The 26,356-nt window shown below is 34.4% G+C and carries 25 protein-coding genes and 1 riboswitch; of the genes, 6 read left to right on the top strand and 19 right to left on the bottom strand.

All coding sequences use genetic code 11. The annotated features are described in order from the left end of the window. The first annotated feature begins 216 nt into the window (after window positions 1-216). Complete coding sequence (locus tag NST60_RS02635) at window positions 217-411, top strand: alpha/beta-type small acid-soluble spore protein (protein ID WP_016200907.1); 195 nt, start codon at window positions 217-219, stop codon at window positions 409-411. Between the two features lie 488 nt (window positions 412-899). Here the strand turns inward: NST60_RS02635 and NST60_RS02640 are convergent, their stop codons facing one another. The 11 genes from NST60_RS02640 to NST60_RS02690 all read right to left on the bottom strand — a co-directional run bounded on the left by NST60_RS02640 (window position 900) and on the right by NST60_RS02690 (window position 13,680). Next, a complete protein-coding gene (locus NST60_RS02640; RefSeq protein ID WP_016200906.1) occupies window positions 900-1,673 on the bottom strand; it encodes a TerC family protein in 774 nt (257 codons plus the stop codon). A 123-nt stretch (window positions 1,674-1,796) separates the two neighbouring features. After that, a riboswitch (yybP-ykoY riboswitch) is annotated at window positions 1,797-1,892 on the bottom strand. 235 nt (window positions 1,893-2,127) lie between these two features. After that, window positions 2,128-3,243, bottom strand: a complete 1,116-nt coding sequence (locus NST60_RS02645; protein WP_100525938.1) for an IS4 family transposase — start codon at window positions 3,241-3,243, stop codon at window positions 2,128-2,130. Window positions 3,244-3,445: 202 nt separating this feature from the next. Next, on the bottom strand, window positions 3,446-3,922 hold the full coding sequence (locus tag NST60_RS02650; RefSeq protein WP_101730103.1) for a hypothetical protein: 477 nt from the start codon (window positions 3,920-3,922) through the stop codon (window positions 3,446-3,448). Window positions 3,923-4,130: 208 nt separating this feature from the next. Next, complete coding sequence (locus NST60_RS02655) at window positions 4,131-5,255, bottom strand: IS4 family transposase (RefSeq protein ID WP_100525935.1); 1,125 nt, start codon at window positions 5,253-5,255, stop codon at window positions 4,131-4,133. Window positions 5,256-5,558: 303 nt separating this feature from the next. After that, on the bottom strand, window positions 5,559-6,020 hold the full coding sequence (gene tnpA / locus NST60_RS02660) for an IS200/IS605 family transposase (protein WP_098796075.1): 462 nt from the start codon (window positions 6,018-6,020) through the stop codon (window positions 5,559-5,561). Window positions 6,021-6,200: 180 nt separating this feature from the next. After that, window positions 6,201-6,980: an amino acid ABC transporter ATP-binding protein gene (locus NST60_RS02665; RefSeq protein WP_341098094.1), complete on the bottom strand. Its 780-nt coding sequence runs from the start codon at window positions 6,978-6,980 to the stop codon at window positions 6,201-6,203. 16 nt (window positions 6,981-6,996) lie between these two features. Beyond that, the gene (locus NST60_RS02670) at window positions 6,997-8,196 is read right to left on the bottom strand and encodes an amino acid ABC transporter permease (RefSeq protein ID WP_101730105.1); all 1,200 of its coding nucleotides are present in this window, start codon (window positions 8,194-8,196) and stop codon (window positions 6,997-6,999) included. Between the two features lie 8 nt (window positions 8,197-8,204). Then, entirely contained in the window at window positions 8,205-9,371 is a 1,167-nt protein-coding gene (locus NST60_RS02675; protein WP_040342448.1) for an amino acid ABC transporter permease, read from the bottom strand. 110 nt (window positions 9,372-9,481) lie between these two features. Beyond that, window positions 9,482-10,555 (bottom strand): amino acid ABC transporter substrate-binding protein, encoded by a 1,074-nt coding sequence (locus tag NST60_RS02680; RefSeq protein WP_169188313.1) that lies wholly within the window; start codon window positions 10,553-10,555, stop codon window positions 9,482-9,484. A 625-nt stretch (window positions 10,556-11,180) separates the two neighbouring features. Continuing rightward, window positions 11,181-12,761 carry a peptide chain release factor 3 gene (locus NST60_RS02685; RefSeq protein WP_016200900.1) on the bottom strand — a complete coding sequence of 527 codons (1,581 nt, stop codon included), beginning with the start codon at window positions 12,759-12,761 and terminating at the stop codon, window positions 11,181-11,183. A 202-nt stretch (window positions 12,762-12,963) separates the two neighbouring features. After that, complete coding sequence (locus NST60_RS02690; RefSeq protein WP_169188312.1) at window positions 12,964-13,680, bottom strand: NAD-dependent deacylase; 717 nt, start codon at window positions 13,678-13,680, stop codon at window positions 12,964-12,966. A gap of 290 nt (window positions 13,681-13,970) precedes the next feature. On the opposite strand from NST60_RS02690, the gene NST60_RS02695 reads away from it, so the two are divergent. Then, window positions 13,971-14,759 carry a TatD family hydrolase gene (locus NST60_RS02695; protein ID WP_169188311.1) on the top strand — a complete coding sequence of 263 codons (789 nt, stop codon included), beginning with the start codon at window positions 13,971-13,973 and terminating at the stop codon, window positions 14,757-14,759. A gap of 32 nt (window positions 14,760-14,791) precedes the next feature. On the opposite strand, the gene NST60_RS02700 is transcribed toward NST60_RS02695, so the two are convergent. The 3 genes from NST60_RS02700 to NST60_RS02710 all read right to left on the bottom strand — a co-directional run bounded on the left by NST60_RS02700 (window position 14,792) and on the right by NST60_RS02710 (window position 15,895). Then, on the bottom strand, window positions 14,792-14,920 hold the full coding sequence (locus tag NST60_RS02700) for a YjcZ family sporulation protein (RefSeq protein ID WP_101730108.1): 129 nt from the start codon (window positions 14,918-14,920) through the stop codon (window positions 14,792-14,794). A gap of 38 nt (window positions 14,921-14,958) precedes the next feature. Next, window positions 14,959-15,063 carry a YjcZ family sporulation protein gene (locus NST60_RS02705; protein WP_081836530.1) on the bottom strand — a complete coding sequence of 35 codons (105 nt, stop codon included), beginning with the start codon at window positions 15,061-15,063 and terminating at the stop codon, window positions 14,959-14,961. 295 nt (window positions 15,064-15,358) lie between these two features. After that, a complete protein-coding gene (locus tag NST60_RS02710) occupies window positions 15,359-15,895 on the bottom strand; it encodes a GbsR/MarR family transcriptional regulator (protein ID WP_101730109.1) in 537 nt (178 codons plus the stop codon). Window positions 15,896-16,224: 329 nt separating this feature from the next. Between NST60_RS02710 and proV the strand changes: the two genes are divergently transcribed. The 3 genes from proV to NST60_RS02725 are packed head-to-tail and all read left to right on the top strand — an operon-like array spanning window position 16,225 to window position 19,191. Continuing rightward, the gene (gene proV / locus NST60_RS02715; RefSeq protein ID WP_169188310.1) at window positions 16,225-17,463 is read left to right on the top strand and encodes a glycine betaine/L-proline ABC transporter ATP-binding protein ProV; all 1,239 of its coding nucleotides are present in this window, start codon (window positions 16,225-16,227) and stop codon (window positions 17,461-17,463) included. Continuing rightward, window positions 17,463-18,308, top strand: coding sequence for an ABC transporter permease (locus NST60_RS02720; RefSeq protein ID WP_016200894.1), 846 nt, complete (start codon window positions 17,463-17,465; stop codon window positions 18,306-18,308). Before proV ends, NST60_RS02720 begins: the two co-directional genes overlap by 1 nt. Window position 18,309: 1 nt before the next feature. Then, a complete protein-coding gene (locus NST60_RS02725) occupies window positions 18,310-19,191 on the top strand; it encodes a glycine betaine ABC transporter substrate-binding protein (protein WP_101730110.1) in 882 nt (293 codons plus the stop codon). A gap of 118 nt (window positions 19,192-19,309) precedes the next feature. Here the strand turns inward: NST60_RS02725 and NST60_RS02730 are convergent, their stop codons facing one another. From NST60_RS02730 to iolE, 5 genes are all read right to left on the bottom strand, one after another. After that, entirely contained in the window at window positions 19,310-20,218 is a 909-nt protein-coding gene (locus NST60_RS02730; RefSeq protein WP_341098104.1) for an AEC family transporter, read from the bottom strand. A 119-nt stretch (window positions 20,219-20,337) separates the two neighbouring features. Beyond that, entirely contained in the window at window positions 20,338-21,186 is an 849-nt protein-coding gene (locus tag NST60_RS02735) for a sugar phosphate isomerase/epimerase family protein (RefSeq protein ID WP_328019491.1), read from the bottom strand. A gap of 182 nt (window positions 21,187-21,368) precedes the next feature. Further along, on the bottom strand, window positions 21,369-22,484 hold the full coding sequence (locus NST60_RS02740; protein WP_016201461.1) for an IS4 family transposase: 1,116 nt from the start codon (window positions 22,482-22,484) through the stop codon (window positions 21,369-21,371). Between the two features lie 106 nt (window positions 22,485-22,590). After that, complete coding sequence (locus NST60_RS02745; protein WP_341098107.1) at window positions 22,591-24,006, bottom strand: sugar porter family MFS transporter; 1,416 nt, start codon at window positions 24,004-24,006, stop codon at window positions 22,591-22,593. Between the two features lie 118 nt (window positions 24,007-24,124). After that, a complete protein-coding gene (iolE, locus tag NST60_RS02750) occupies window positions 24,125-25,018 on the bottom strand; it encodes a myo-inosose-2 dehydratase (RefSeq protein WP_328019493.1) in 894 nt (297 codons plus the stop codon). Window positions 25,019-25,349: 331 nt separating this feature from the next. Between iolE and NST60_RS02755 the strand changes: the two genes are divergently transcribed. Beyond that, the gene (locus NST60_RS02755; RefSeq protein WP_341098108.1) at window positions 25,350-26,213 is read left to right on the top strand and encodes a helix-turn-helix domain-containing protein; all 864 of its coding nucleotides are present in this window, start codon (window positions 25,350-25,352) and stop codon (window positions 26,211-26,213) included. The last annotated feature ends 143 nt before the right edge of the window (window positions 26,214-26,356 follow it).

A 26,356-nucleotide genomic window follows, 5' to 3' on the forward strand; every position in this document is an offset into this window, starting at 1 on the left:
AAGAAAATGCCCAAGCTAAAGAACTTACTACAAATACATTGAAGCATGTTATACTTCCAATACATCCTATTTTCTCCCATACACACAAACTTTACCACTAATGAACATGAAATAAATCCATATATTATTAATACAGAATCATTTATCATTTCTATTAACACAACGCAATGAATTTGATAAATAATGACTGTACTATATAATTAGGAGGAAAACAAAATGGCTTCTAGAAATAAATTATTAGTTCCAGGAATTGAACAATATTTAGATAGTGTTAAATACGAAATCGCTCAAGAATTTGGAGTAAACCTAGGTTCTGATACCGTTTCCCGTTCAAACGGTTCTGTTGGAGGAGAAATTACAAAAAGACTTGTTCAACAGGCCCAAGCAGAGCTATCTGGAAAAACACATTAAGCTAAAACGTAAAGTTTGTTGAAAATGAAAGTAACCCCATCTTTACTTTCCAGGGGGCTAAACTTAAGCCACCTCGTAACGTCTGTGTACACTTTCTGTACAAACTATAAAGGCTGGAACATAAGTATTCCAGCCAAAGATAAACCCGAACAATTATACGAACATTGCAAAGGTTCGTGTAATTGTTCGGGCTTTTTTTATTCGATTAAAAAGGATTTTCTATGAAGTTTGTTGCTGTTACCAGCAGCCTAAATACACTTCGTTTTCCGCGGGGCTCGCGCTGAGCCTCCTCAGCTCTTCTCCGGTTTCTCAGACTGTGCTAATCCCACAGGAATCTACTTGTATTCAGGCTGCTCCGTTTTCCAAATAATTATATTTCCCATTATACAAACAACCATTTTTTAGAAGAAAACGTTTAAAAACGAAGTGAAATGGGGCGGATGAGCCTTATATATTTTTGTTTTGCCCCAGTCTCTTCTTTTTGTCTATTATGCATTGCTCTCTTTTGCTTTAACCGCTTCTTTATTAGAAAAGAAATATCCGCCAACTGCGATTGCGACTAATACAAACCAGAATATTCCTTTCCATATTTTTGATTCTGGAAAATGCTCATCTAAGAATCCAACAGATGGATGTGCTAATGTAAAGACTGCTAATTTAACACCAACCCAACCTACAATTAAAAATGCTGCTGTTTCAAGAGACGGACGGGAATGAAGTAATTTAACAAACCAGTTAGCAGCAAAACGCATGATGATTAAGCCAATTAATCCCCCAAGGAACATTACTAAGAATTGCCCACCATCAATTCCACCTAGCGTAAACCAATTTGTTTTCGGTAAAGTAATCGCAAGTGCAACTGCAGCTAGCATGGAATCAATCGCAAAAGCGATGTCTGCTAATTCAACTTTTAAAACAGTCATCCAAAAACCAGATTTTTTCTTTGACTTTTCCCCTTTATCTTCTTCATTCTTCTTCGCATACTTTCCATAAATATTATGCACCGCAATAAAGAGAAGATATAGTGCGCCTATCGCCTGCACTTGCCATACGTCTACTAAAAAAGAAATCATGAATAAAGTAGCAAAACGGAAGACAAATGCACCTAATAATCCGTAGAAAAGCGCCTTTTTTTGTTGCTCTACTGGTAAGTGTTTAACCATAACGGCCATTACAACCGCATTATCTGCTGCAAGTAACCCTTCTAATACAATTAGAATAAGTAAAACCCAGCCATACTCTAGTAACATGCTTGCATCCAATAATATTTCCCCCTTTTAGGTGTTTATTTGTATACTCCCTATTAGCAGGTTTTGCTACGCCTCTCGTTATTATGTACAAAAGTGCGCAAAAAAGACCTTTGCCAAATAGGCAAAGGTCTTGCTAAGCACTAATATGCCAACAAAGCCGATGGCATATGCCATGAACTGACGACTTTGTTTTAGGTATCAACCTAAAAGCTACTCCCCTTTGAGTAGTATACAAATATTAATATGTATTAATTATATACAATATTAAACTATTTGCCAATGGTTTTTTATTTATTTTTTTATTTTACTGAAATTTCCCCACTAGTGTTGCATAAATGTTGTTAGAATATTCAGTTTAAATATGTCCCCTGTTAAGAGCCAAAAAAGTAAATACCCAACTAAAGGTGGATCCATCCATTTGGAAATTTTTTACAATTAGACTTAAGAGACGACGACAATTTGTTTATTAAGGAATGGTTTTTCCTTCAATCTTTCGAAGCCAAATATGTGCTGGTTTCCACAAAGCTGCCCGTAAATATCGGCTAATTTGTAGGGTTTTTCGTTTACTTTTTGTCTCGATTTGTGCGAGAACATGCAGGCAAAAAACAATAAGTGCGATAAACACTTGATTCTGAATTGCCCATTCGCTTTGGCCGTAAAACTTTTTGATATGGAGATGTTGTTTAATCCATTTGAAAAATAACTCAATCGCCCAGCGTGATTTATACATCTTTGAGATTTCTTCAGCACTTAAATCAAAACGATTTGTGATTAAATGAAGCTCATTTCCTTTTGAATCAATCACTTTTAGAAGACGAAAGTAATTTTCGGCACGGTTTTGCGTCGTACCAATCAACACCATTTGATCCGACAAAACAGATGTATTCTCGGGTAGTTTAAAATCGTAAACCTCCCGTATGACTGCGTTTTTTCGCAGCCTAGAAAGGAAAAAGTAGCCGTCATCTGTCATCCGATCAAAGCGTTCGTAGTCTAAGTAACCACGGTCAAACACATACATACATTCCTTGTCATCAACCATTACTTCAAGCTGACCGCGGTCATGTTCTTTGGCCGTTGTCATAATGGCCTTTTCGGGATAGGATATACCTTTTTCCATAAACACAAGGCGTAAGTGCAATTTAACACCCGCTTTTGTTTTGCGGAATTTTGCCCATTTATGATTAGTCAAATTGAGAGGCAATGTGCTTGAATCAATGATTTTTAATGGCATCACAAGTTTCGTGTTGTGCGTTTTGGCATGAATTTGTGAAACTAAATCAAGGAAAAGCTTTTGGAATAAGTCTGGATTCATGCCATTTAAACGGCGTGAGAGTTGGGAAATACTGATAGAATCAAGATCAATGCCCTTTTGCAGTTGATCATCGAAAAGACAATCGCTCAGCGCATGCAGACTTTCGACTTCTTCTAGCTGCGCAAAAAGTAATAATTTTAGAAATGACTCTGTCGTTAGTTTTTTCGTATAGAAATCTAATTTCAACGTTTTCACGTTTTCTTCAAATAATTGAAGATTTATTGGTGAAAACCATTGTCCAAATGAAGTTTTTCGTGTAATCTTGTCCATGAGATTGGTCCTTTTTTAGTGGATTTGGACGGGTTACCACCTGACTTATCCATTATAAAGGACTTTTTCTATGCATAAAATAATAAAAGTGAACATTTCGAGTATTTTTAATAATGAAATTAAATTAATGCAACACTAGTGAAATTTCCCTTAACCATTATTTCAACATCTCACTTTTTTTCTTTATCACCTTATTGAACAACTAGGACATATTCTTCTTCCTTCGAAAATAAATTAAACAATACTTTACTGCATGACCACATATGATACCAGGTATCAAAAAAACCATCGGCAAGAATACAGGACCTAACAACACACCAAATAACTTCAACTTCGTCGAATAAAAAACGCCTACTGTTACAAAATATGCACAAAATACAAATGGTAAGAAAGCATATTCATTGTCTGTTTCCATTACTTCCTTATACGCGTCCCACATTGCAAACATATATAAACACGGATAAAACAATATCCATTGAAAATCCATAATATCAATCGCCTCTTGGATATTGCCGCAAAAACTTAGCATGATTGCTAAATTAAAATTACTTTTCGCATTTATAATGAACTCTAAAATAACAAACAATGTTCCTTTCCAATATTTTTTCAATAATAACTGACTAAAACCTGGAAGTGCGATACTCCACATTATTGCTTCAAGTCTACTTAGGCCCTTCATTGGAATCACCATCTATTTTTCTATACCTACTGTTACATTTTTAGCGAAATAGTGATATTTTATCACTAACGTCGCATAAATTCTAACTGAATATTCTGTTTTCTGATATTCCCGTTTGAGAAGAAAAACGAAGACACGCGAACAGAGGTAGTAATCATCCATTTTTTTACTATAACCTTTGGCGAGGGCGACAGAAACGGTTAAACCTTTACGGGACAGCTCTTCCTGCTATTTTTCGAATCCAAATACGTGCTGGTTTCCAGGGTGCTGCTTTTAGCCACCGACTGATTTGTAAGTACGTCCGTGAACTATTTGTACTCAGCTGAGCCAGTACATGTAAACAGTAGACGATCATCGCGATGTACACTTGATTATGCACAGCTTGTTCGCTTTGTCCGTAGAACTTTTTGATGTTTAAATGTTGCTTCATCCACTTGAAAAACAGCTCGATTGCCCAGCGTGATTTATACAATTCAGCGATTTCATCTGCACTCAAGTCGAAGCGATTCGTTATGAGGTGTAACTCATTTCCTTTTGAATCCAACACTTTCAATTGTCTGAATTCATTACCTGCTCGACTTTGTGCTGTGCCCAAGGAAATCATTTCATCTGATAAAACGGTTGAATCTTTTGGAAGATCAAATTCCTCGATTTGATGAGTTACAGCGTTTTTCCGCAAGCGTGAAACGAAGAAGTAACCATCGTCGGTCATGCGGTCGAATCGCTCGTAATCCAAGTAGCCACGGTCAAAGACGTACATGCACTCTTTGTCGTCAACGAGTACTTCTAGCTGACCTCGATCATGTTCGATCGCATTCGTTAACACCGCTTTGTCTGGATAGGAACAACCCTTTTCTAAGTAAACAAGACGTAAATGAAGCTTAATGCCTGACTTTGTTTTGCGGAACTTAGCCCATTTATGATTGTTCAAATTCAGTGGCAACGTACTCGAGTCGATGATTTTCAGTGGTGTTGTCATTTTACGTCGCTTATCAAAATCCGTTTTCTCATGAATTTGCGCGACTAAATCTAGAAACACCTGCTGGAACACCTCTGTCGGTACTTGATTTAATCGACGTCCTAATTGTGAAAAGCTAATCGATTCCAAATTCGTTGCTTTTTGTAGGTCGTCTGAAAACAATGTATCACTGACAGCACGCAGACTTTCGGTTTCATTCAGCTGCGCAAACAGCAGTAATTTCAGGAATGAAGCGATGTGTAGCTTCTTTGTATAGTAATTTAATTGATGGGTTTCAACCAATTCTTCAAGTTTTGTGGAGGAAATCGGTGAAAACCATTGTTCAAATGATGTTTTTCGTGTAAACTTATCCATGCTTATGTCCTTTATGTTGGATTTGGATGGTTTACTACCGTCCAACCATTATAAAGGATTTTTTTGTGTATCATTAATATTACAGAAAATTCAGATTTCCGGAAGGCGTTGTATTATTTTAATGCGACGCTAGTGATATTTTATACAAAATGAATTGTTATATATTTACAAATCAAAACCACCAGTGTGAACTGGTGGTTTGCTCTGCGGCTGAAAGCCTCTCTTACCGGCCTTGGCCTTAAAGGCCCACTGAAAGGGTTTCCCTTTTGCACCACATTCTCTCACCAATTCTAAAGAATTCCGTTATTTCTTCTTATTTTTTTCTCCTGTAAACGGATCAAACTCTTCGAACAATGTTAACTGGTCAGCTCGGTAGTCTTCTACCAGCTGATTTCGAATGTATTCTTGTATTTGCTTTTTGTTTCGGCCTACGGTATCAACATAGAAGCCACGACACCAAAATTTACGATTTCCATATCGGTACTTTAAATTGGCATGTCTATCGAAAATCATGAGACTACTTTTTCCTTTCAAGTAACCCATGAACTGAGACACACTTAATTTTGGTGGGATACTTACTAACATATGAATGTGGTCAGGACAAGCATTGGCTTCATGAATGACAACACCCTTTCGTTCACACAAATCCCGGATAATTTGTCCAATACTCTTTTTGTATTTCCCATAAATAATTTGTCTTCTGTACTTTGGTGCAAATACGATGTGATACTTACAATTCCATGTCGTGTGTGCTAAACTATTCATGTCCTTCAAGGGGCATACCTCCTTCTATGGCGAGTTAAAGTGGTCGGGAAACCAACTTTATCCTACCATTTGAAGGGGGGTTTTTTAATACCACGCTTGAAGCTCTTTAGAACCCCCGGCATAGCCAGGGGTTTTCGAAACCACACAAACCAAACAAAAAAAGAGCCAATGGCTCTTTTTTTAAAGTATCTGAGATAGGAATGCTTTAGTCCGTTCATGCTTTGGATTATCAAATATTTCTTCCGGTTTCCCCATTTCTACAATTTCTCCTTTATCAAATAGAATAATACGATCCGCTACTTGTCTCGCAAATCCCATTTCATGTGTTACTACTAGCATGGTCATACCTGATTCTGCTAAAGTTTTCATAACATCCAATACTTCTTTTACCATTTCAGGATCAAGCGCAGAAGTAGGTTCATCAAATAGCATAATTTTCGGCTGCATTGCTAGTGCTCTTGCTATTGCCACACGCTGCTGTTGTCCACCTGACAATTGTCCTGGATATTTATTTGCTTGCTCTGGAATTCCGACTCTTTCTAGCAACTCTTTTGCAATTTGTTCTGCTTTTGCCTTTTTCCACTTTCTTACCCAAATTGGTGCTAAAGAAATATTTTTGAGAATGGTCATATGAGGAAATAAATTAAATGATTGGAACACCATCCCCGTTTCTTTGCGAATTTCCTCAATATTTTTCAGATCATCTGTCAATGCAATATTATCAACAACTATTTCCCCTTTTTGAAATTCTTCTAAGGCATTAATAGTTCGAATAAATGTGGATTTACCAGACCCTGAAGGTCCTAAAATAACAATTACTTCTCCTTGTTTTACTGTTAAATCTACATCCTTTAATACATGGTGATCCCCATACCATTTATTCAATTTCTTTACTTTAATAATATCTTCTCTCTCATTTAAAGGCGTTGTTAATTTATCTACATCAAACACACTTTCCATTCTCTCATTCTCCTTTCTATCTCGTTCCTACTCCAAGTGATTTTTCGATATGTTTACTTACATGTGACATTAAGAAGCAGAAAATGAAGTACATAAACGCAATAACAATATATAACTCCATATATTTCCCTAGATATGCCGGATTCGCAGCGATTTTTTTCCCCATGCCAAGAAAATCAGCTAATCCAATTACAGCAACTAAGGAAGTATCTTTAAATACGGAAATAAATTGCCCCACCATTGCAGGAATCACTGCTTTTAAAGCCTGTGGTAATACAATAAAAACCATCAATTTAAAATTACTCAATCCAAGTGCTTGAGCTGCTTCAAATTGTCCTCTCGGAACGGATTGCAAGCCTCCCCGAATATTTTCTGCTAAATATGCTGCACTAAATAGAGTAAAGGCAATCATTGCACGAACAACATTATCTAATTGAATCCCCCCAAGGAACATTGGCAATAATAGCTGTGCAATAAATAACACCATAATAAGTGGCATCCCACGGATCAACTCAATATAGAGAATACAAAAGTATTTTATAAGAGGCAGCTTACTTCTTCTTCCCACTGCAAGCAGCAAACCTAGTGGAAAAGAGCATATAATGGCTACAGAGGCGATGACTAAAGTTAATAAGAATCCACCCCATATATTTGTTTTAACCGGCTCTAATACTCCGAATCCATTAATAATAGAAAGAGTGATTGGAATAAATAAAATCCATAATGCGAGCATGGGAACTTTTACTTTCGGCACATATTTTCCAACAAAGTAAAAAAGAATAATCGCTGCAACATTTGAAAATAAATATATCTTCGATTCTACTTCTGTATATGGAAGAATTCCAAATACGATGAAAAGTACACTAAGACTAATTGCTACATGACCGATAATCCCTCTCCATGCCCCCCAGGTAGTGCCTAACAGTACAGATAGCAATAACAAGGCCACCCATAATCTCCATATTTCCTCCATTGGAAACTGTCCAACAAACAGCAGTCTTAAGTTATCCGTAACCACTCCCCATTCACTAGTGAGTAAAAACTTACCTACTTTTGTTAGTAAATATATAGTGAACATTAGTGTGATAATGGTCACTATAGCGTTTTTCCAATCCTTGAACAAATTATTTTTTAGCCATAATTGTAGTTTCTTTTGACTATTTAACTTTTTCGACTCCATAACTGGTTCTGTATTATTAAGTTGTATATTATCCATTTACTTCCCTACCTTTCTACCAGCTGGAATTTTTTGTTGAAAAGATTCATTAACAGGGATGTAGTTAAGCTAAACAATAAATAAACAGAAATTACAATTAATAATGTTTCTAACGTATGTCCTGTTTGGTTAATGATTGTATTTCCGATTCCAACAATGTCTTGATACGCTACAGCCATGGCTAAACTTGAGTTTTTTATTAAATTTAAATATTGGCTTGTCAATGGCGGAATAATGATTCTAATCGCCTGCGGAAAAATAATTAAACGAAGTGCTGTATGACTTTTAAAGCCGAGCGCTTTTGCCGCTTCCGTCTGTCCTTTTGGAACGCCCATAATTCCAGCACGGACAATTTCTGAGATAAATGTTGACGTATAAATCGTTAGTGCAACTAACACAGACATAAATCCGATAGATAATGACGTTCCACCATCGAATGAATTTCCATTAAACACAGGAACTGAAAAACCAAGTGGTCCATTTCCTAAAATAAAATAGGTAATAATCGCTGCAACCATTATAAATCCGATGCTCGAAATGAGCGGATATGTAGATTTTCCGGATTCAAATGATATTTTTGTTAATTTTCTAAATAAAAACACACTTCCTACAACTAGGAGAATGAGGACAATCATCCAAATAATTGTATTATCTTGCAATGTAAACCATGGAATAGACGCACCTCTGTTGGAAAAATAAAAAGGTCCCATCGATAGTGCCTCTTGAATTTTTGGCATTGGTAAAAAAACGGCAAAGTTCCAAATGAAAATCTGAACCAATAATGGCGTATTTCTAAAAACTTCCACATAAACTGTTGCTACTTTACTCACTAGCCAGTTATTTGATAACCTAGCAATTCCTACTATTACTCCAATGATACTTGCTAAAATGATGCCAAAGATAGAAACCTTAAATGTATTTAATAAACCAACTAATAAAGCTCTTTTATACGGATCATCTGGTGTATAACTAATAATGGACTCAGCAATTGGGAATGATGCCTTTAAGTTTAAATAATCTAATCCCAGTGTCAATCCTATCTGCTCTAGACCTGATATCACATTTCTTATCATGAAAGAAATGACAATTCCTACTATAATAACGAAGATAATTTGGCTAATAATCGGTATAATTTTTCTGTTTCTCCAAAGAGGAGTCGATGTTGTCTTTTTCATTTCCACTATATTCTCACCTCTCACTTAAAAGAATAGGGGGTATCTCAAAAGAGTATGACACTTCGGTTTTTGAGAACCCCCCTATTTTTTAAATTATCAATTAATTAATATTAACGGAATGGGATAGAGTACAATAATCCGCCATCACTATACAACGCATTTTGTGCACGCTCTAATTTAAACACTGTATCTGGTCCTAGGTTACGCTCATAAATTTCCCCATAGTTACCAACTTGTTTAATAACTTGGTAAGCAAAATCATTAGATAAACCTAATTGTTCACCAAGATTCCCCTCTACCCCTAGAAGACGTTGAATTTCTGGATTGTCACTAGTTAAGAAATCATCGACATTTTGCGAAGTGATTCCAAATTCTTCAGCTTGAATAGTTGCAAATACAATCCAAGATACTGCATCAGCCCATTTCTCATCTCCATCTTTAACAGCTGGAGCTAAAGGTTCTTTTGATAATGTTTCATCCAAAATAATATGTGCATCCGGATCTTGCAAAGTAGACTGACGAGAAACTAATCCTGACTTATCTGTTGTCCATGCATCGATAGATCCTTGCTCATATGCTGCAATAACAGCATCTGCATTATCAAATGTTTGGGCTGTATAATTAACTCCAGCAGCTTTCATTTGATCTGCCAAGTTCAATTCTGTAGTCGTACCTGTTTCAACTCCAATTGTTTTTCCTTCTAAATCTTTTAATGTTTTGATTCCACTATCTTTTGGTACCATAATGCCCTGACCGTCATAAAAAGTTACTGGAGCAAAACTTAAACCTACCTCTGCATCACGGTTTGTTGTCCAAGTTGTGTTACGAACTAATACATCTACTTCACCAGATTGAACAGCTGTAAAGCGATCAGTAGCTGATAAAGGTCTAAATTCAATTTTCGTAGCATCTCCAAGTACTCCTGCTGCAATAGCTTTAGCAAAATCAACATCAAAACCAGTGTTTTTACCATCTGATCCTATGTATCCAAAGCCAGGAAGTGCATCATTGACGCCTGCTTTTAACGTTCCTCTATCTTTAATTGTTTCTAGTAAACTTTTAGAAGAACTTGATTTTGCACCACTTGTGCTTCCTCCCTCTGATGATGACTTACTTGAACAGCCAGCTAAAGCAAGTACAAGCACTAATAGAATACTAAAAGTAAGCGACAAACTTTTTTTCATGCATTTATCCCCCTATATCTTGTTTTTTATGATACTATCAGACTCTATTGAATGAATATTCAATCTATTTAACTCGTAAGAATACTCTTATTAAATGTAAGATAGTATCATATTCGTTAAAAAGTTAACAAGTTATATATATTAACATTTGTTTGTTAACTTTTATAACAACTTGTTTTTATTATACCTATTTTTTTTCTAATTACAAATAGTTTTTTGAAAACTTTTAATTTTTATAAGTTTTCAACGTTTCTATATGTATTTAGAAACACAAAAACCTTATATATCAGTTATTCGGCTACCGAAAGACTTTCTTTTGAATGTTACTCTTTCAGTATCTCTCACCGATTTTAAAAGAAAATTTTATGAAATAACTAAATTTGTATACAATTAAGCTATTTCAACATAATAAATTCTTTCCCTTTTTTATAAACACTTGTCTTCCCTTCCCCTTTTCTCTATTCTAATGTTCAAAAACCTGACACGTTTTTAACATTTTTACATGTTTATTCAATCTAAAATTCTTCAGAAAACTGCTATTATCTAAAAAAAGAGACTGTTTCACAAATGGATATCTCTTGAGAAAACAGAAGATATCCATTTGAAACAATCTCTTTTTTACTATCTATTCTTGCTCATCCATCGGATTATATAATTTAACTTCTGGATTTTTATCTTGGAACCATCTTAAGGCAAATTCATTTTCAAATAAAAATGCTTTTTTACCGAAACGATCTTCCACTAATAAACTTCTCCCGCTTGAAAGATTTTCATTCACTTCTTCGTCCACTAACCAACGGGCAATTTTGGAACCTACATGCTCCATAATAACTTCCACATTGTATTCATTTCTCATACGATGTTCAAACACTTCAAATTGTAGTTGACCAACTGCTCCAAGAAGATAATCTTCTGTTTTGACAGTCTTATACAATTGAATCGCTCCTTCTTGCACGAGCTGCTGTATTCCTTTATGGAAATGTTTTTGTTTCATTACATTTTTGGCTGTTACCTTTACAAATAGCTCTGGCGTAAATTGAGGTAACTTTTCATATTGAAATGCATTCTTACTAACTGTTAACGTATCTCCAATCTGATAAAAACCTGGATCATATAGCCCGATAATATCACCGCTAACTGCTTCATTAACGGTACTTCGATCATCTGCCATAAATTGAGTAGACTGTGCTAATTTCACTTGCTTCCCGGTTCTTGGCAGATTTACTGTCATCCCTCTTTCAAATTTCCCAGAACAAATCCGTAAAAAAGCAATACGATCACGGTGAGCCGGATTCATATTTGCTTGGATTTTAAAAATAAATCCAGAAAACTCCTCAGACAAAGGATCTATCTCTCCCATGCTAGATTTTCTTGCTTGTGGAGATGGGGCAAATTGCAAGTATGTTTCTAAAAACGTTTGAACACCAAAATTGCTTAAAGCACTCCCAAAAAATACTGGCGTTAGATCCCCATTATTTATTTTCTCCTCAGAAAATTCGTTTCCAGCTTCATTTAAAAGCATGATTTCTTCTAAAGTTTGATCATATAAGGAATCCTGTTTAATTGAATGATCGCCTTCGATCTCTCCATCTTCATTTAGCGGGATATATTTTTCCGTATCTTCTACACGGAACTGCTCAATTCGTTTATAAAAACGGTCATAAATTCCTAAAAATTCTTTTCCCATTCCGATTGGCCAATTCATTGGATAGGACTCAATCCCCATTACTTCTTCCAATTCCGCTAGTAATTCAAGAGGCGGCTTTCCTTGGCGATCCAATTTATTTATAAATGTAAAAATAGGAATACCTCTCATTTTACACACTTTAAATAGCTTTAATGTTTGTTCCTCTATCCCTTTAGCTGAATCGATGATCATCACAGCACTATCCACTGCAGTAAGCGTACGATAAGTATCTTCACTAAAGTCTTGGTGTCCTGGTGTATCCAGAATATTCACTCGTGCATTTTGGTAGTCAAATTGCATCACACTTGATGTAACGGAAATCCCTCTTTGCTTTTCTATCTCCATCCAGTCACTTGTTGCATATTTTCCTGTTTTCTTCCCTTTTACTGTTCCAGCATCCCTAATAGCGCCACCGAAAAGTAAAAGTTTTTCCGTTAATGTCGTTTTTCCGGCATCCGGATGGGAAATAATCGCAAAGGTGCGACGAGATAGTACATCCTGTTTAAAATTCTTTGACATGTTACGTTCCTCTCTTTTTACGCTTTCAAATTTAGTCCATTCCCTTATATTATCTCGATATATCAAAGTTTGCAATGGGTTTAAATGTATTCCCCTCGTTTTATTTCAGCTATTTTCCCTATTTTTTAAAAGTAGCTGTAAGTATACTTTGTTATTTTTTATCCCGATAAACATAGGACAGCTTTATTTCTAAAAGCTTAAATTAAGCTAGCTTAAAGTTTATATCCTCCAATACTTTCCCAATCGATTGGTGAATAACGAAATCAGCTAGCCCATCCATTTCTGTTGGTTCTTTATTAACAATAATCAGCTTTGCTCCTGTTTGTTTCGCCAACAATGGAAATTGATTTGCTGGTGAAACGGATAAAGAGGATCCTAATACTAAAAAGACATCAGACTTAATTGCCGCTTCCTCGGCTGTTAAAAATGGCTGTTCTGGAAGCATCTCGCCAAAAAGAACAATGGAAGGTCTTAAGACTCCCCCACAATCACATGAATAATTTTCATGTAAGTATTCTTCACTGTGATAACTTTTTCCGCATGTTTCACAATGAATCTTTTTTAAAGTTCCATGCAATTCTGCAACATTATCATTCCCTGCTTCTTGATGGAATCCATCAACATTTTGGGTTATGATTTGCTTTAAAAGCCCGTTTCTTTCCCATTCAGAAAGAATATAATGGCCTTGATGCGGTTTAAATTCATGTATTCCTTGAACTCGTTGGCGATAAAAGTTTATAAATTCTTGGACATGATTATTTAAAGCATCTGTAGATGAGAGATACTGTTTCTTTTCTGCTGTCCATAGCCCAGTATTAGCTGATCTAAAATCAGGTAACCCACTCTCTGTCGACATTCCTGCACCAGTAAAAACAACCAAATAATTAGCAGACTTCACTAATTGAACAAATGGATCCATCCAAAATTCCCCCTCACACTTCGTTATCCATTCATTTTAGCAAACCCTAGAAGCTACTCAAAATGAATGTGCTCTTGCTTGGAAATTATCCCATTCTTAACGAGCATAAGTCTTCCACTGATGGAAGTTTTCTTTATCTCGTACAGATATTTTTTATAATTCATTCTGTTATAATAAAGATAATTTCAACAGGGATGACCATGTTATTTTAATGAAGCGGGATAAAGAGAATACAATGAGGCTACAAATATCTCCACTCCTTTCCTTATACTACAAAAAAGGTGATGTAAATGAACCAAATTATAGATGCCCATATTCATATTGACCAGTACAATCGAGACGAAATCAGCCAGTTTTTTAAAGAAGAAACATTAATTGCTGCTATCTCTGTCTCTATGAATTTAGATTCATGTAAACAAACAGAAAAATTAAGCAAAGAGTTCGACTTTATTAAAGCAGCCTATGGTTATCATCCAGAACAATCATTACCTTCTGATACATCTATATCCAATTTATTTGCATGGATTGAAGCAAACCAGAGTAGCGCTATTGCCCTTGGCGAGATCGGCTTACCTCATTATATAAGGAGAAAAGATCCATCTTCTATTCCTTTACAACCTTATATTGAAATCCTCGAGCAATTTATTGTATTAGCAAAAAAATTAAAAAAACCTATTGTTCTTCATAGTATTTATGAAGAAGCTGATATTGTCATTAATCTACTTGAAAAGCATAGCTTTTCAAATGCTCATTTTCATTGGTTTAAAGGAAGCCCAAAAACAATTGAACAGATGATAAGAAATAATTATTATATTTCCCTTACACCTGATTTTTTATATAAGGAAAAAACTCAACAGCTCGCGAATTTATACCCGATTGAAAAAATAATGGTAGAAACGGATGGACCTTGGCCATTCGATGGGCCGTTTATTTATCAAAAAACTGTTCCAACTATGATTCATGCTATTATTCATGCTTTAGCAACATTGAAAAAATATACATTATCAGACATGTATGAGCAAATCTTATGTAATACGAAAAGATTTTATTCTATTTCTATCCCCCAAAAAAGAGACTGACTCTACGAATCAGTCTCCATTATTTCATTATTTTACCATTTGAAGCAAGCTGCACCTACAATGATTAAAAGAATGAATAAAACGACGATTAAAGCGAAACCTCCGCCGTAACCTACACCACCATAGCCATAGCTTGGATATCCATAACCATATCCGTACATTCTATTTCCTCCTCTTAATTTCTGTTAGTTACGGATTATTAAAATCCGCCGTAACCCCAAGAAGCACCAATAATCACCAATAAGATAAACAATACTACTAAAAGAGCGAAACCTCCGCCGTAACCTACTCCAACTTCACCCATGAATAAAAACCTCCTTTTTTTGATTCCATATATCCTATTCAAGAATCTAAAATGTGCGATAGACAAATGCACATTTTTTAGGTTTTTTAACTAGTTCAGCTTATCAAGTATAGGCTGTTAATTAATACTTTGTTGTTTTTTTACGTTGTATCAGTTTCATTTCATTATGGTCCATTCCATTTTCATTTTAGAAACAAATCAAACTATATACAATTCAGCAAATCCAAATACAAAAGGTGTCATTCTTTATGGTTTAAACAACAAACCTTAAAGAATGACACCTTCATCCAAACTTTTATTCTTCTTTTTTTGGAATTAAATTAAAAATTTCATGGGATTCTAAGCTATCTACAAAACGATCAAGCCAATCATAATAATTAAGAGCATAGTGTAATTTCTCTAAATCTTTTTCCCCATCTTTTATTACATCCTCAGAAACCCCGTCTTTATTTAATAACGCTTTAATTTCATTCATAGACTTTTCAATCGCATAAACATTTTCAGTAATTGCTAATCTCCATTTAATCGTAAAAAAATCGATAAACGTTTGATACCAATCTTCTTCCGCACTATATAAATCTTTTCGAACACCTTTTCGCCATACTTTATCAACCATTTTTAATTCAAGCAATGTTCGAACCGATGTACTCATACTGGTTTTACTCATCCCCAGCTCTTCTTTCATTTCGTCAAGAGTCATTGGGTTTTGCTGAAATAATAACATTCCATATAATCTGCCAATTGATTCCGTTACACCATATAAATCCATGTTTTGAGCTACAGAATCAATCACTCTCTCTCGAGCAATATTTAACTGCTCTCTATCCGTCATTTATCATTCACATCCATATTATATGTTTACTTATCCATTGTAATAATGATTATTTCAATAATCAAGATGAACTCTAATGATTAACTAATAATTGATTATCTTTTTATAGATTAACATGAATGAAAAAAAAGTAAAGAAGCGTTCTTTATAGTATATGGTAGCATATGGGCGAATTTTTAAGAATAAAGCCACTACAGTTCGTTCAGTTTTTTCTGTACGTTCAGAATGAATGTTTTTAACTGATTATACAGTTTGTAATGTTTTTTTATACCTTTTATACTATATAAGGGCTCGGTTTACAGAGTCGTTAGAAATAAAGAGGTGAAAAAATGGAAAGTATGGCAAAATTGAAAATCGAAAACGTCACAAAGATTTTCGGAAAAAACACAAAAAAAGCGATTCAGCTATTAAATAATGGTGAATCTAAAAAAGATATTCTCAAAAAAACAGGAGCAACAGTCGGCGTAAATAAGGCTAGTTTTGAAGTAAATCCTGGTGAGATTTTCGTAATTATGGGGCTTTCAGGTAGTGGTAAATCAACATTAGTCCGCATGTTCAATCGTCTAATTGATCCTACAATCGGAAATATTTATATTGATGGGAAAGACATTGTCAGTATGTCTAAGGAGGAACTACGCAAGGTTCGAAGAGAAAAAATAAGCATGGTCTTTCAAAAATTTGCTTTACTTCCACATCGAACAATCTTAGAAAATGCTGAATTTGGTTTAGAAATTCAAGGTGTAGATAAGACAGCAAGAAAAGAGCGTGCACTTGAATCACTTAAACTAGTTGGTTTATCCGGTTATGAAAACCAATACCCCGACCAATTGAGTGGTGGGATGCAACAAAGAGTTGGTCTTGCTCGTGCTTTAGCAAATGACCCCGATATCCTATTAATGGATGAAGCGTTTAGTGCACTCGATCCTCTTATTCGCAAAGATATGCAGGATGAGTTATTAGATCTACAATCTAATATGGAAAAGACAATCATCTTTATTACACATGATTTAGATGAAGCATTGAGAATTGGCGATCGTATCGCTCTAATGAAAGATGGCTCGATTGTACAAGTCGGAACTCCTGAAGAGATTTTAATGAATCCTTCAAACGATTATGTAGAACGATTTGTAGAAGATGTTGATTTATCGAAGGTATTAACTGCAAATCACATTATGAAACGAGCAGAAGCAGTAACCATTGAAAAAGGTCCACGTGTTGCATTGCAAATGATGAAAAAATTAGGAATTTCAAGTATCTATGTTGTTAATAAGCGCAGAGAACTGCTCGGAGCAATTACCGCAGATGATGCACGTGTTGCTGCTGAAAAAAATGAAGGTATTGAAACGATTCTTCAAAAAGATGTAATTACCGTTACAGGTGATACGTTATTATCTGATCTATTTGATAAAGTTTCAACTGCGATCATACCGGTTGCTGTTATAGACGAACAAAATAGATTAAAAGGAATTCTTGTAAGAGGTGCGGTTATAGGTGCACTGGCTGGAAATAATGAGCTTATTAATACTCCACCTACCGAAGAAGCAGTACTAGTTGGGGGGAATGTATAATGAATAATCTATTTCCTAAACTGCCTGTTGCAGACTGGATTGATTCCTTCGTTGACTGGCTAACGACAACCTTTGAAGTATTATTTGATGGAGTAACTGCAGTACTAGAATTTGTTGTAAATGTATTAGTAGCCTTCTTTGGATTTATTCCTCCTATTCTATTAATCATTTTATTAGCATTACTGGCTTGGAAATTAGCGAATAAAAAGATTGCACTATTTACTCTAATAGGTTTATTACTTGTAGATAATTTAGGTTATTGGGAACCAATGATTGATACATTAGCTCTTGTACTTTCTTCTGTATTTATCTCCATAGTAATCGGTATCCCACTAGGTATTTGGGCTTCACAAAATAGCACTGTACGCAATATTGTTATTCCAATATTAGACTTTATGCAAACAATGCCAGCCTTTGTATATCTTATTCCCGCTATTTTCTTTTTTAGTATTGGTGTAGTACCGGGGGTTGTTGCATCTGTTATTTTTGCTATGCCGCCTACTATTCGCTTAACTATTCTTGGAATTCAACAAGTTCCTAGTGATATTACAGAAGCTACAGAGAGTTTTGGTAGTACGACTTCTCAAAAATTAATAAAAGTTCAATTACCACTTGCAATGCCAACAATACTTGCTGGTATTAATCAAAGCATCATGCTTGCGCTATCAATGGTAGTTATTGCTGCAATGGTTGGTGCACCTGGACTTGGTGCAGATGTTTATCGTGCTGTAACCCAGATTCAAATTGGACGCGGGTTTGAAGCAGGTATTTCTATTGTAGTACTTGCAATCATTTTAGATAGAATTACCCAAAATGTGGGTACGAAAAAAAAGGGGGCAAAATAATATGAAAAAAATAACAACTATACTAGGAGCAATCACTCTCTCTCTAGGTTTAGCTGCTTGTAGTTCAAGTAGTGTAAATAACGAGAATGCCACTATTGGCGAAAAGGTAGATTATGAGATTATCGGTATTGATCCAGGAGCTGGATTAATGAAAGCAACTAGCCAAGCAATTAGTGACTATGAGCTAAGTGATTGGAAATTAGTTGAAGGATCAAGTGCAGCAATGACCGCTGCTCTAAAAAAAGCTTATAATAAAGAAGAACCAATTATTGTAACAGGCTGGACTCCACACTGGATGTTCGCTGCATACGATTTAAAATACTTAGAAGATCCAAAAGGGTCTTTTGGTGAAGATGAAAACATTCATTCTATTGCTCGTAATGGACTAAAAGAAGATATGCCAGAAGCATACAAGGTATTAGATAATTTCCATTGGACAACAGAAGATATGGGCGTTGTCATGATGGACATATACGATGGAGAATCTCCTGAAAAAGCAGCAGAAAGCTGGGTAAAAGAGAATGCTGATAAAGTTAGCGAATGGACAGAAGGTGTCGACAGTGTTGATGGAGATAAAATTAAAATCGGCTATGTTGCATGGGATAGTGAAATCGCAAGTACAAACGTTATCGGTAAAGTATTAACAGATTTAGGTTATGATGTAACATTAAGCCAAGTAGAAGCAGGTCCAATGTGGACAGGTGTTGCAGATGGCAGTTTAGATGCGCATATTGCTGGTTGGTTACCGATTACCCATGAAGACTATGCAAGCAAATTCGAAGGAAAATTCGAAGATCTAGGTCCAAACTTAGAAGGAACAAAATTAGGGCTTGTCGTGCCAAGTTATATGGATATTGATTCTATTGAAGATTTAAAAGAATAATAGAATTCGCAACATGAGATGAGAAAAAGAAGAATGCTGCTTAGACAAGTAGCATTCTTCTTTTTCTTTACATAAGTACATTCCAATTATTAAAATATGCTGATTTTATACCATCCCTTTATATGAATAACATAATCAGTGGCAAGGTAAACATACTAATGATAGTAGACACAGTAATATATTGAGAAACCTTTTCCCCTTTTTGGGCAAATTCTTCAGCAAAAACTGCATTTAAAGCACCAGTCGGCATACCGGAAACAAGAGCTACAATTCCAATCAGCACAGAATTATCTGTAACGAACTTCATAAAAGAAATAAAAACAATCGGAAAGATTAGTAAACGAATAAATGAAAATAATAGATTATCAACATCTAAAAATACCTTTTTAAAAGATGAAGAATAAAATAGAGCACCATTTAAAATCATAGATAGTGGTACTGTCATATCTCCCAAATATTTAAGACTGTTATACATAAAATTAGGTATAGGTATCTTCCATATAAATAAAATAATGCCAACTAATGCCGCAATAATCGCAGGTGTTTGCACTACTTTTTTCCATTTCAATTGATAACTATTAGAAAAAATCATTATACCTAATGTAAAAAGGACAAGATTTGCCACCGTATTAAAAATAACGAGAACAATCAAACCTACCTCTCCGTATAAAGCTTCTACTATTGGCATTCCTATAAATAGGATACTAGAGAAAGTAAAACAGCAAACCCACATTCTTCGCTCTACGTTTTTTCTCTTAAAAATTACACTAAAAACATAACTTAAACTCAACGTACCAAGAATCAGAACGATTGAAAACAAAAAACTAGTAAACATAATCTTTTTTATTTCTTCTGTATACTCCATATGAAAACTTCTTAATATAGCAGAAGGAAGTGCAATGTTTGTTAAAAACCAACCAAGAAAAACATTTACTTGCTTTGTGAAATAACCTTTTGCTTTTATAATAACCCCAATAAGCATATATACAATTAGACTAATTGTTTGGTAAAAAACAATGGTGAACATTTTTCCACTCCTGAAACTTCAAGCAGGGTTTTCGGACAGCTTCTCCACCTAATTATTTCTCTCCTCATGGTTTTAAGGCGGTGTCCATACTGTCCGGTTAAACCCTGAAAAATTTATATTTAAATAGAATAATGTTTTCTTAATACTTCTAAAGTAGTTTCCTTTGCTTTTTTAATAACCTCTTCTGGATCCATTTGATAATATTCTGGTCTAAATAGCTCAACAGAAGCAACAAAATTATAATTTAACTCTTTCAATTTCTTTAAATGAGCGTCTAAATCAATTACACCATGACCTGGCCATACTCTGTTTGTATCATGCATTTGACCTACAGGATAGCCATCAACATCATTAATATGGAAAATAAATAATTTATCTGCTGTTTCTTCTGTTACATCTTCAAGCCTTGATCCCATACCAGTAAATTGGAATGTATCATAAACAAGTCCAACATTTTCCCTATTAATTTCTTTTACGATTTGATAGGCTTGAGCAAATGTATTTACAGTATTTTCAGGAATTCCAATAAACTCAATTGCAATTTTCACTCCATATGGTTCTGCTAAATCTGACAATTTGGTTAAAACCTTTATACAGCTTGCATTAACCTCTTCAACTAAAGTTTTTCCTTTTTCTGTTACATCAATATTTGAAGGAACAACACATATATATTCACAATCAATTTTCTTGCAGATTTCTAAATACTCTTTGAACTCTTCAATAATCTTTAATTCATCTTCTTTCTTTCGGTTATTAAAAAAACAAAGTGCATTCAAGGAAAGTGGTTTAATATGATGAGTATCAAAATATTCTTTTAAATCATCTAATGTGTGATCTTCTAAGTAATCAATCAACTGATCAATTGAGCGTATTTCAATATAATCATAACCATGTTTTTCACAATACTCTAGATTTTGTTGAAGTGATGCGCTTTCCCATGTAGTACCTTCATTAAATGCCAATTTCATTGTTCATTCCTCCTGTATTTTTTTATATTTTTTTTCACTAGTGTTGCATAAATATTGTCGCAATTTTCAGTCTGATTATCCTCCTTGTTTAGAGCCAAAAAGGTAAATACCTATTCAAAGGTGGCTCCATCCATTTGGGTTTTTTTTACAATTAGACTTGTGCGACAACAACAATTTGCTTATTAAGGGATGGCTTTCCCTTCAATCTTTCGAAGCCAGATATGGGCTGGTTTCCACAATGCAGCCCTTAAATAACGGCTAATTTGTAAGGTTTTTCGCTTACTTCTTGTTTCAAGTTGTACGAGAACATGTAGGCAAAAAACAATCAGTGCGATAAACACTTGGTTTTGAATCGCCCATTCACTTTGACCGTAGAACTTTTTGATGCTGAGATGCTGTTTGATCCATTTAAAGAACAACTCAATTGCCCACCGTGATTTGTACATCTCTGAAATTTCTTCGGCACTCAAATCAAAACGATTGGTAATTAAATGCAGTTCATTTCCTTTTGAATCCATCACTTTTAGAAGACGAAAGTAATTTTCAGCACGGTTTTGAGTCGTACCAATCAACACCATTTGATCTGACAAAACAGCTGAATTCTCGGGTAGTTTAAAATTATAAACTTCCCGTATGACTGCGTTTTTCCGTAGCCTTGAAAGAAAAAAGTAACCATCATCTGTCATTCGGTCAAAGCGCTCGTAATCTAGGTAGCCACGGTCAAACACATACATGCATTCTTTATCATCAACCATGATTTCAAGCTGACCACGATCATGTTCTTTTGCCGTTGTTAAAACAGCCTTTTCAGGATAGGAACTCCCTTTTTCCATAAACACAAGTCTCAAATGCAACTTGACACCCGCTTTTGTTTTGCGGAACTTTGCCCATTTATGATTGGTCAAATTAAGTGGCAATGTGCTTGAATCAATGATTTTTAACGGCATAATAAGCTTTGTATAATGTGTTTTTGCATGAATTTGTGCGACTAAATCAAGGAAAAGCCTTTGAAATAAATCTGGATTTATACCGTTTAATCGGCGTGAGAGCTGAGAAATACTGATTGAATCAAGATCAATGCCTTTTTGTAGTTGGTCGTCGAAAAGACAATCGCTTAGCTCATGCAAACTTTCGACTTCTTGTAGCTGTGCAAAAAGGAGTAATTTTAGAAATGAGTCTGTTTTTAGTTTTTTCGTATAGTAATCTAATTTCAACGTTTTCACGGTTTCTTCAAAAAGTTGAAGATTTATTGGTGAAAACCATTGTCCAAATGAAGTTTTTCGTGTAATCTTGTCCATGTGTTGGTCCTTTTTTAGTGGATTTGGACGGGTTACCACCTGACTTATCCATTATAAAGGACTTTTTCTTTGCACAAAATAATAAAATTGAACATTTTGAGTATTTTTAATAATGAAAATAAATTAATGCAACACTAGTGATTTTTTTTAAATAACTTTCTCTTTGCTCAAAATTTTCTTTAAAACGAAAATCTAATTCAATTTCTTCTAATGTTTTTCCTTTTGTTTCGGGTAAATATTTTTTAACAAAGAAATAGCTTCCTAAACAAACCAGTGCGAAAACCATAAAGATTGGTCCAACGCCAATACGATCGACACTAATTGGAAATGCTAGTGAAATGATTCCATTCGTTGTCCATAAACAAAATGTACAAACTCCCATAGCTACTCCACGTATTTTCATAGGGAAAATTTCTGCTAAAACTACCCATGCTACCATTCCCCAGGTGGTACTGTATGAAACCATAAAGAAGCACATAGAGAGAATCATAATAATTGCCCCATTGTTACTATTGATTTCGGCAATACTTAAAGCTAACAAACTAATCGTCATTCCAATACTTCCTAATAGCAGCATCTTTTTACGACCCCATCTATCAACAAGAAATACACCGACGATTGTCATTATTAAGTTAACGACACCGATACCAATCGTACTTGCGATAGCACTAGAATCTCCTAATCCTGAGTTTGAAAGAATAGTTGGTGCATAATAAAAGATGGTATTGGTTCCAGTCAACTGTTGAAGAATGGCTATTGTAATTCCTACAACAATAATTGGACGGCACCATTTTTCAAAAATATCCTTTATTCTCCCTTTTTCTTGCTTTTTGGCTAAGGATTTCATAACAAAAATTTCATGGTCTACCTCCGATTTCGTTGTATGAGTCAGATTTAAAACTTTCTCTGCTTCTGTAATTCGATCATGCTGAGCCAACCATTTTGGACTTTCAGGCATAAAGAGCATTCCTATTACTAATAAAATCGATGGGACAACAGCAAAACCTAACATTATATGCCAATTCCCTGACGGGGTTAGTAAATGATTTACAACATATGCCATAAGCATTCCTGTTGCAATCATAATACTATTAATCGCCGTAACAGCTCCACGGTTTTTCGCTGGTGAAAGCTCTGCTAAATACATAGGAACAATTCCTGATGCACCTCCAACCGCTATTCCAAGTAACACTCGATAAAAAATCATTGCTATCACATTTGGAGGAAATGCAGTACCTAATCCACCAATTGTAAAAAGAACCCCGAGTGCAATAATTATTTTTTTTCGACCAAATCTATCCGATAAATGCCCAAAAATAAGGGCTCCAACTATGGCTCCGAACATTACTCCACTTACAACTAACCCTTCAAGAGTTGGTGTTAACCCTAAATCTTTTTTAATAAATAATAAAGCTCCTGATATTACACCAGTATCATATCCAAAAAGCATTCCACCTAAGGCCCCGAAAAAATAAATTACATATGTGTATGATTTAGTCCTATCTCCTGTATTTTCATTCACTTTCTTCTGTCCCTTCTAATAAAATCTGCCGTCTGCTATATATAGGAACATTAAATCTTTATTCTAGTTAATGTTCCTATAGCTTTTCTATTAAAATGAATCGTATTTTTATTTGCTATTACCCTATTAACAAATCAAGATGTTGTCTTCCCATCAAGGCATATTCTAATGGATTAGCAATTGCTGGATCTTGCTCTGCTTCAATTACAATCCATCCTTTATAGTTATTTTCTATTAAATAATCATATATTTCTTTATAATTAATGACTCCATCTCCTGGAACCGTAAATACTCCGTGTAAGAATGAATCTAAAAATGATTTATTTGTTGCTTTAGCTTCTGCTAATTTATCTGCACGTACATCTTTAAAATGAACATGAGCGATTCGATCTATATGTGCTGTCAGCAGAGACATATAATCATTATCTGATACATAAATATGCCCTGTATCATATAATAAATGAACCTTCGCTGGATCTGTAATACTCATTAAACGATCAACCTCTTGCTTTGTTTGCACAACAGTTCCCATATGATGATGGAAAACAAGCTTAATCCCATAACTGTTTGCAACATCACCTAAAGTATTTAAACCTTCCCCTAATAATCTCCATTCCTCATCTGAAAAATTTGGTTTTTCCGTATAGACACATTTTTCCGTTCCCTGAATGCTATAAGTTTGTTCAGAATATACAGCAACATCTGCATGAACCGCTTTCAAATATGCACAATGCTTTTCAAAATCTTCTTTTGCCTGTTCTATTCCATCACGAATAATATATCCACTAAACCACTGGCCAATTAATCTTAAATTTCTTAATTTCAATTCTTTATTCAAAATTAATGGATCTGTTGGATAGCAACCTCCTACTTCTGTTCCTTCAAATCTTGCCAATGCAGCATCACTTAAAATTTGTTGATACGTATTTTCTTTTCCGATTTCAGGGATATCATCATTCCTCCATCCAATAGGTGCTATACCCAAACGAATACCTTCTAATTTTCTTGCCATAATTAATCTTTCCTCCTATTCTAGCTTCGTTTCATTTCTATCAAATAAACAACTTCTTTTGTATGCGTTTTCAGTTTATATTATTTTTTTTTAATATGCTCTATAAAATCCTGCCAAAAAATTGCATAATAATGCTTATATAGCCATTTATTATATGATTTTTGTTTTTTTTTCCGATATTCCATGAAATTACTTGTACATTTTTTGCACATCATTTGTACATATAGAGTAACTTTTGGGTATATCATGTCATTTTCACTTTAAAAAAATCCTTTTATATACTACAATTAAAAGATAGAAATTAACATAAAAAATTGTGAGGTGGTTAAAAATGAACTATTATATTCCGAAAGTAGAACCTGGATTAAAGGCAAAAAAAAGTCTTCATTTCTATGAATCATCTGATATTGCGAAAAAAATCTACTATTATGTCCTTTGGGGCGGAGAATATACGGTCGATGTTCCATACAGTATCGAACGAGATTATATGAACTCTTTTATCGCTTTTTGGATTCAATCAGGAACAATTCATTTTCATTATATGGACCAGTCTTTTAGTGCTTCCGAAAATGAGATTGTTGTATTAGATTGCAAAGAAAAACACCACTATTATGTTAAAGGGGAAACAAATTTCCAGTTCTTTCATTTCTCTGGAAAACAGATGCAAGAATTTTACAATGAACTTTATAATAGTAATGGCTGTGTGTTTACACTACCTTTTGAAAAAAATAATGTTCCGAAAATTTTATCACTTATTGAAGCAAATCACGAGAATGATTTTAATATATCTTTACAAATTTATAAATTACTTGGAAATTTATTAGAAAGCTCTCGTACAGGTTTCGAACATAGAGATGCAAATCTCCTAAAAAAACCGCAAGAAATACAAACTGCTTTAACTTATATTCATGAAAACTATGCATCCAAATTAAGTGTAGAGGAATTAAGTAATATTTCTAACTTAAGCACTTATCATTTTAGCCGTACATTTAAAAAATATATTGGCAAAAGTCCTCATCAATATTTGTTAAACTATCGCCTCATTCAAGCAAAAAATTTATTAATAGAGACCAATCTTTCGATTGAACAAATCAGTATTGAATGTGGATTTTATAGCATTGCCCACTTTATCAAGGCATTTTCAAAATCAACTGAAGGTTTAACACCTGGAAAGTTTAGAAAATTACATTTATAATTTTGTATTAGCAGCAATTTACTATTTCTCAGCAAAATTTTGTAGTGAATATTCTTGAATAAAATATAGAATATGAATTATAAAGAGTTGCTCTTTTAATTGTGAATTTCTGAGCAAATCTTTGTGATTGTTTGAACAATTTT

It is taken from the genome of Niallia sp. FSL W8-1348 (assembly GCF_038006745.1).
Taxonomy (GTDB): Bacteria; Bacillota; Bacilli; order Bacillales; family Cytobacillaceae; genus Niallia; species Niallia alba.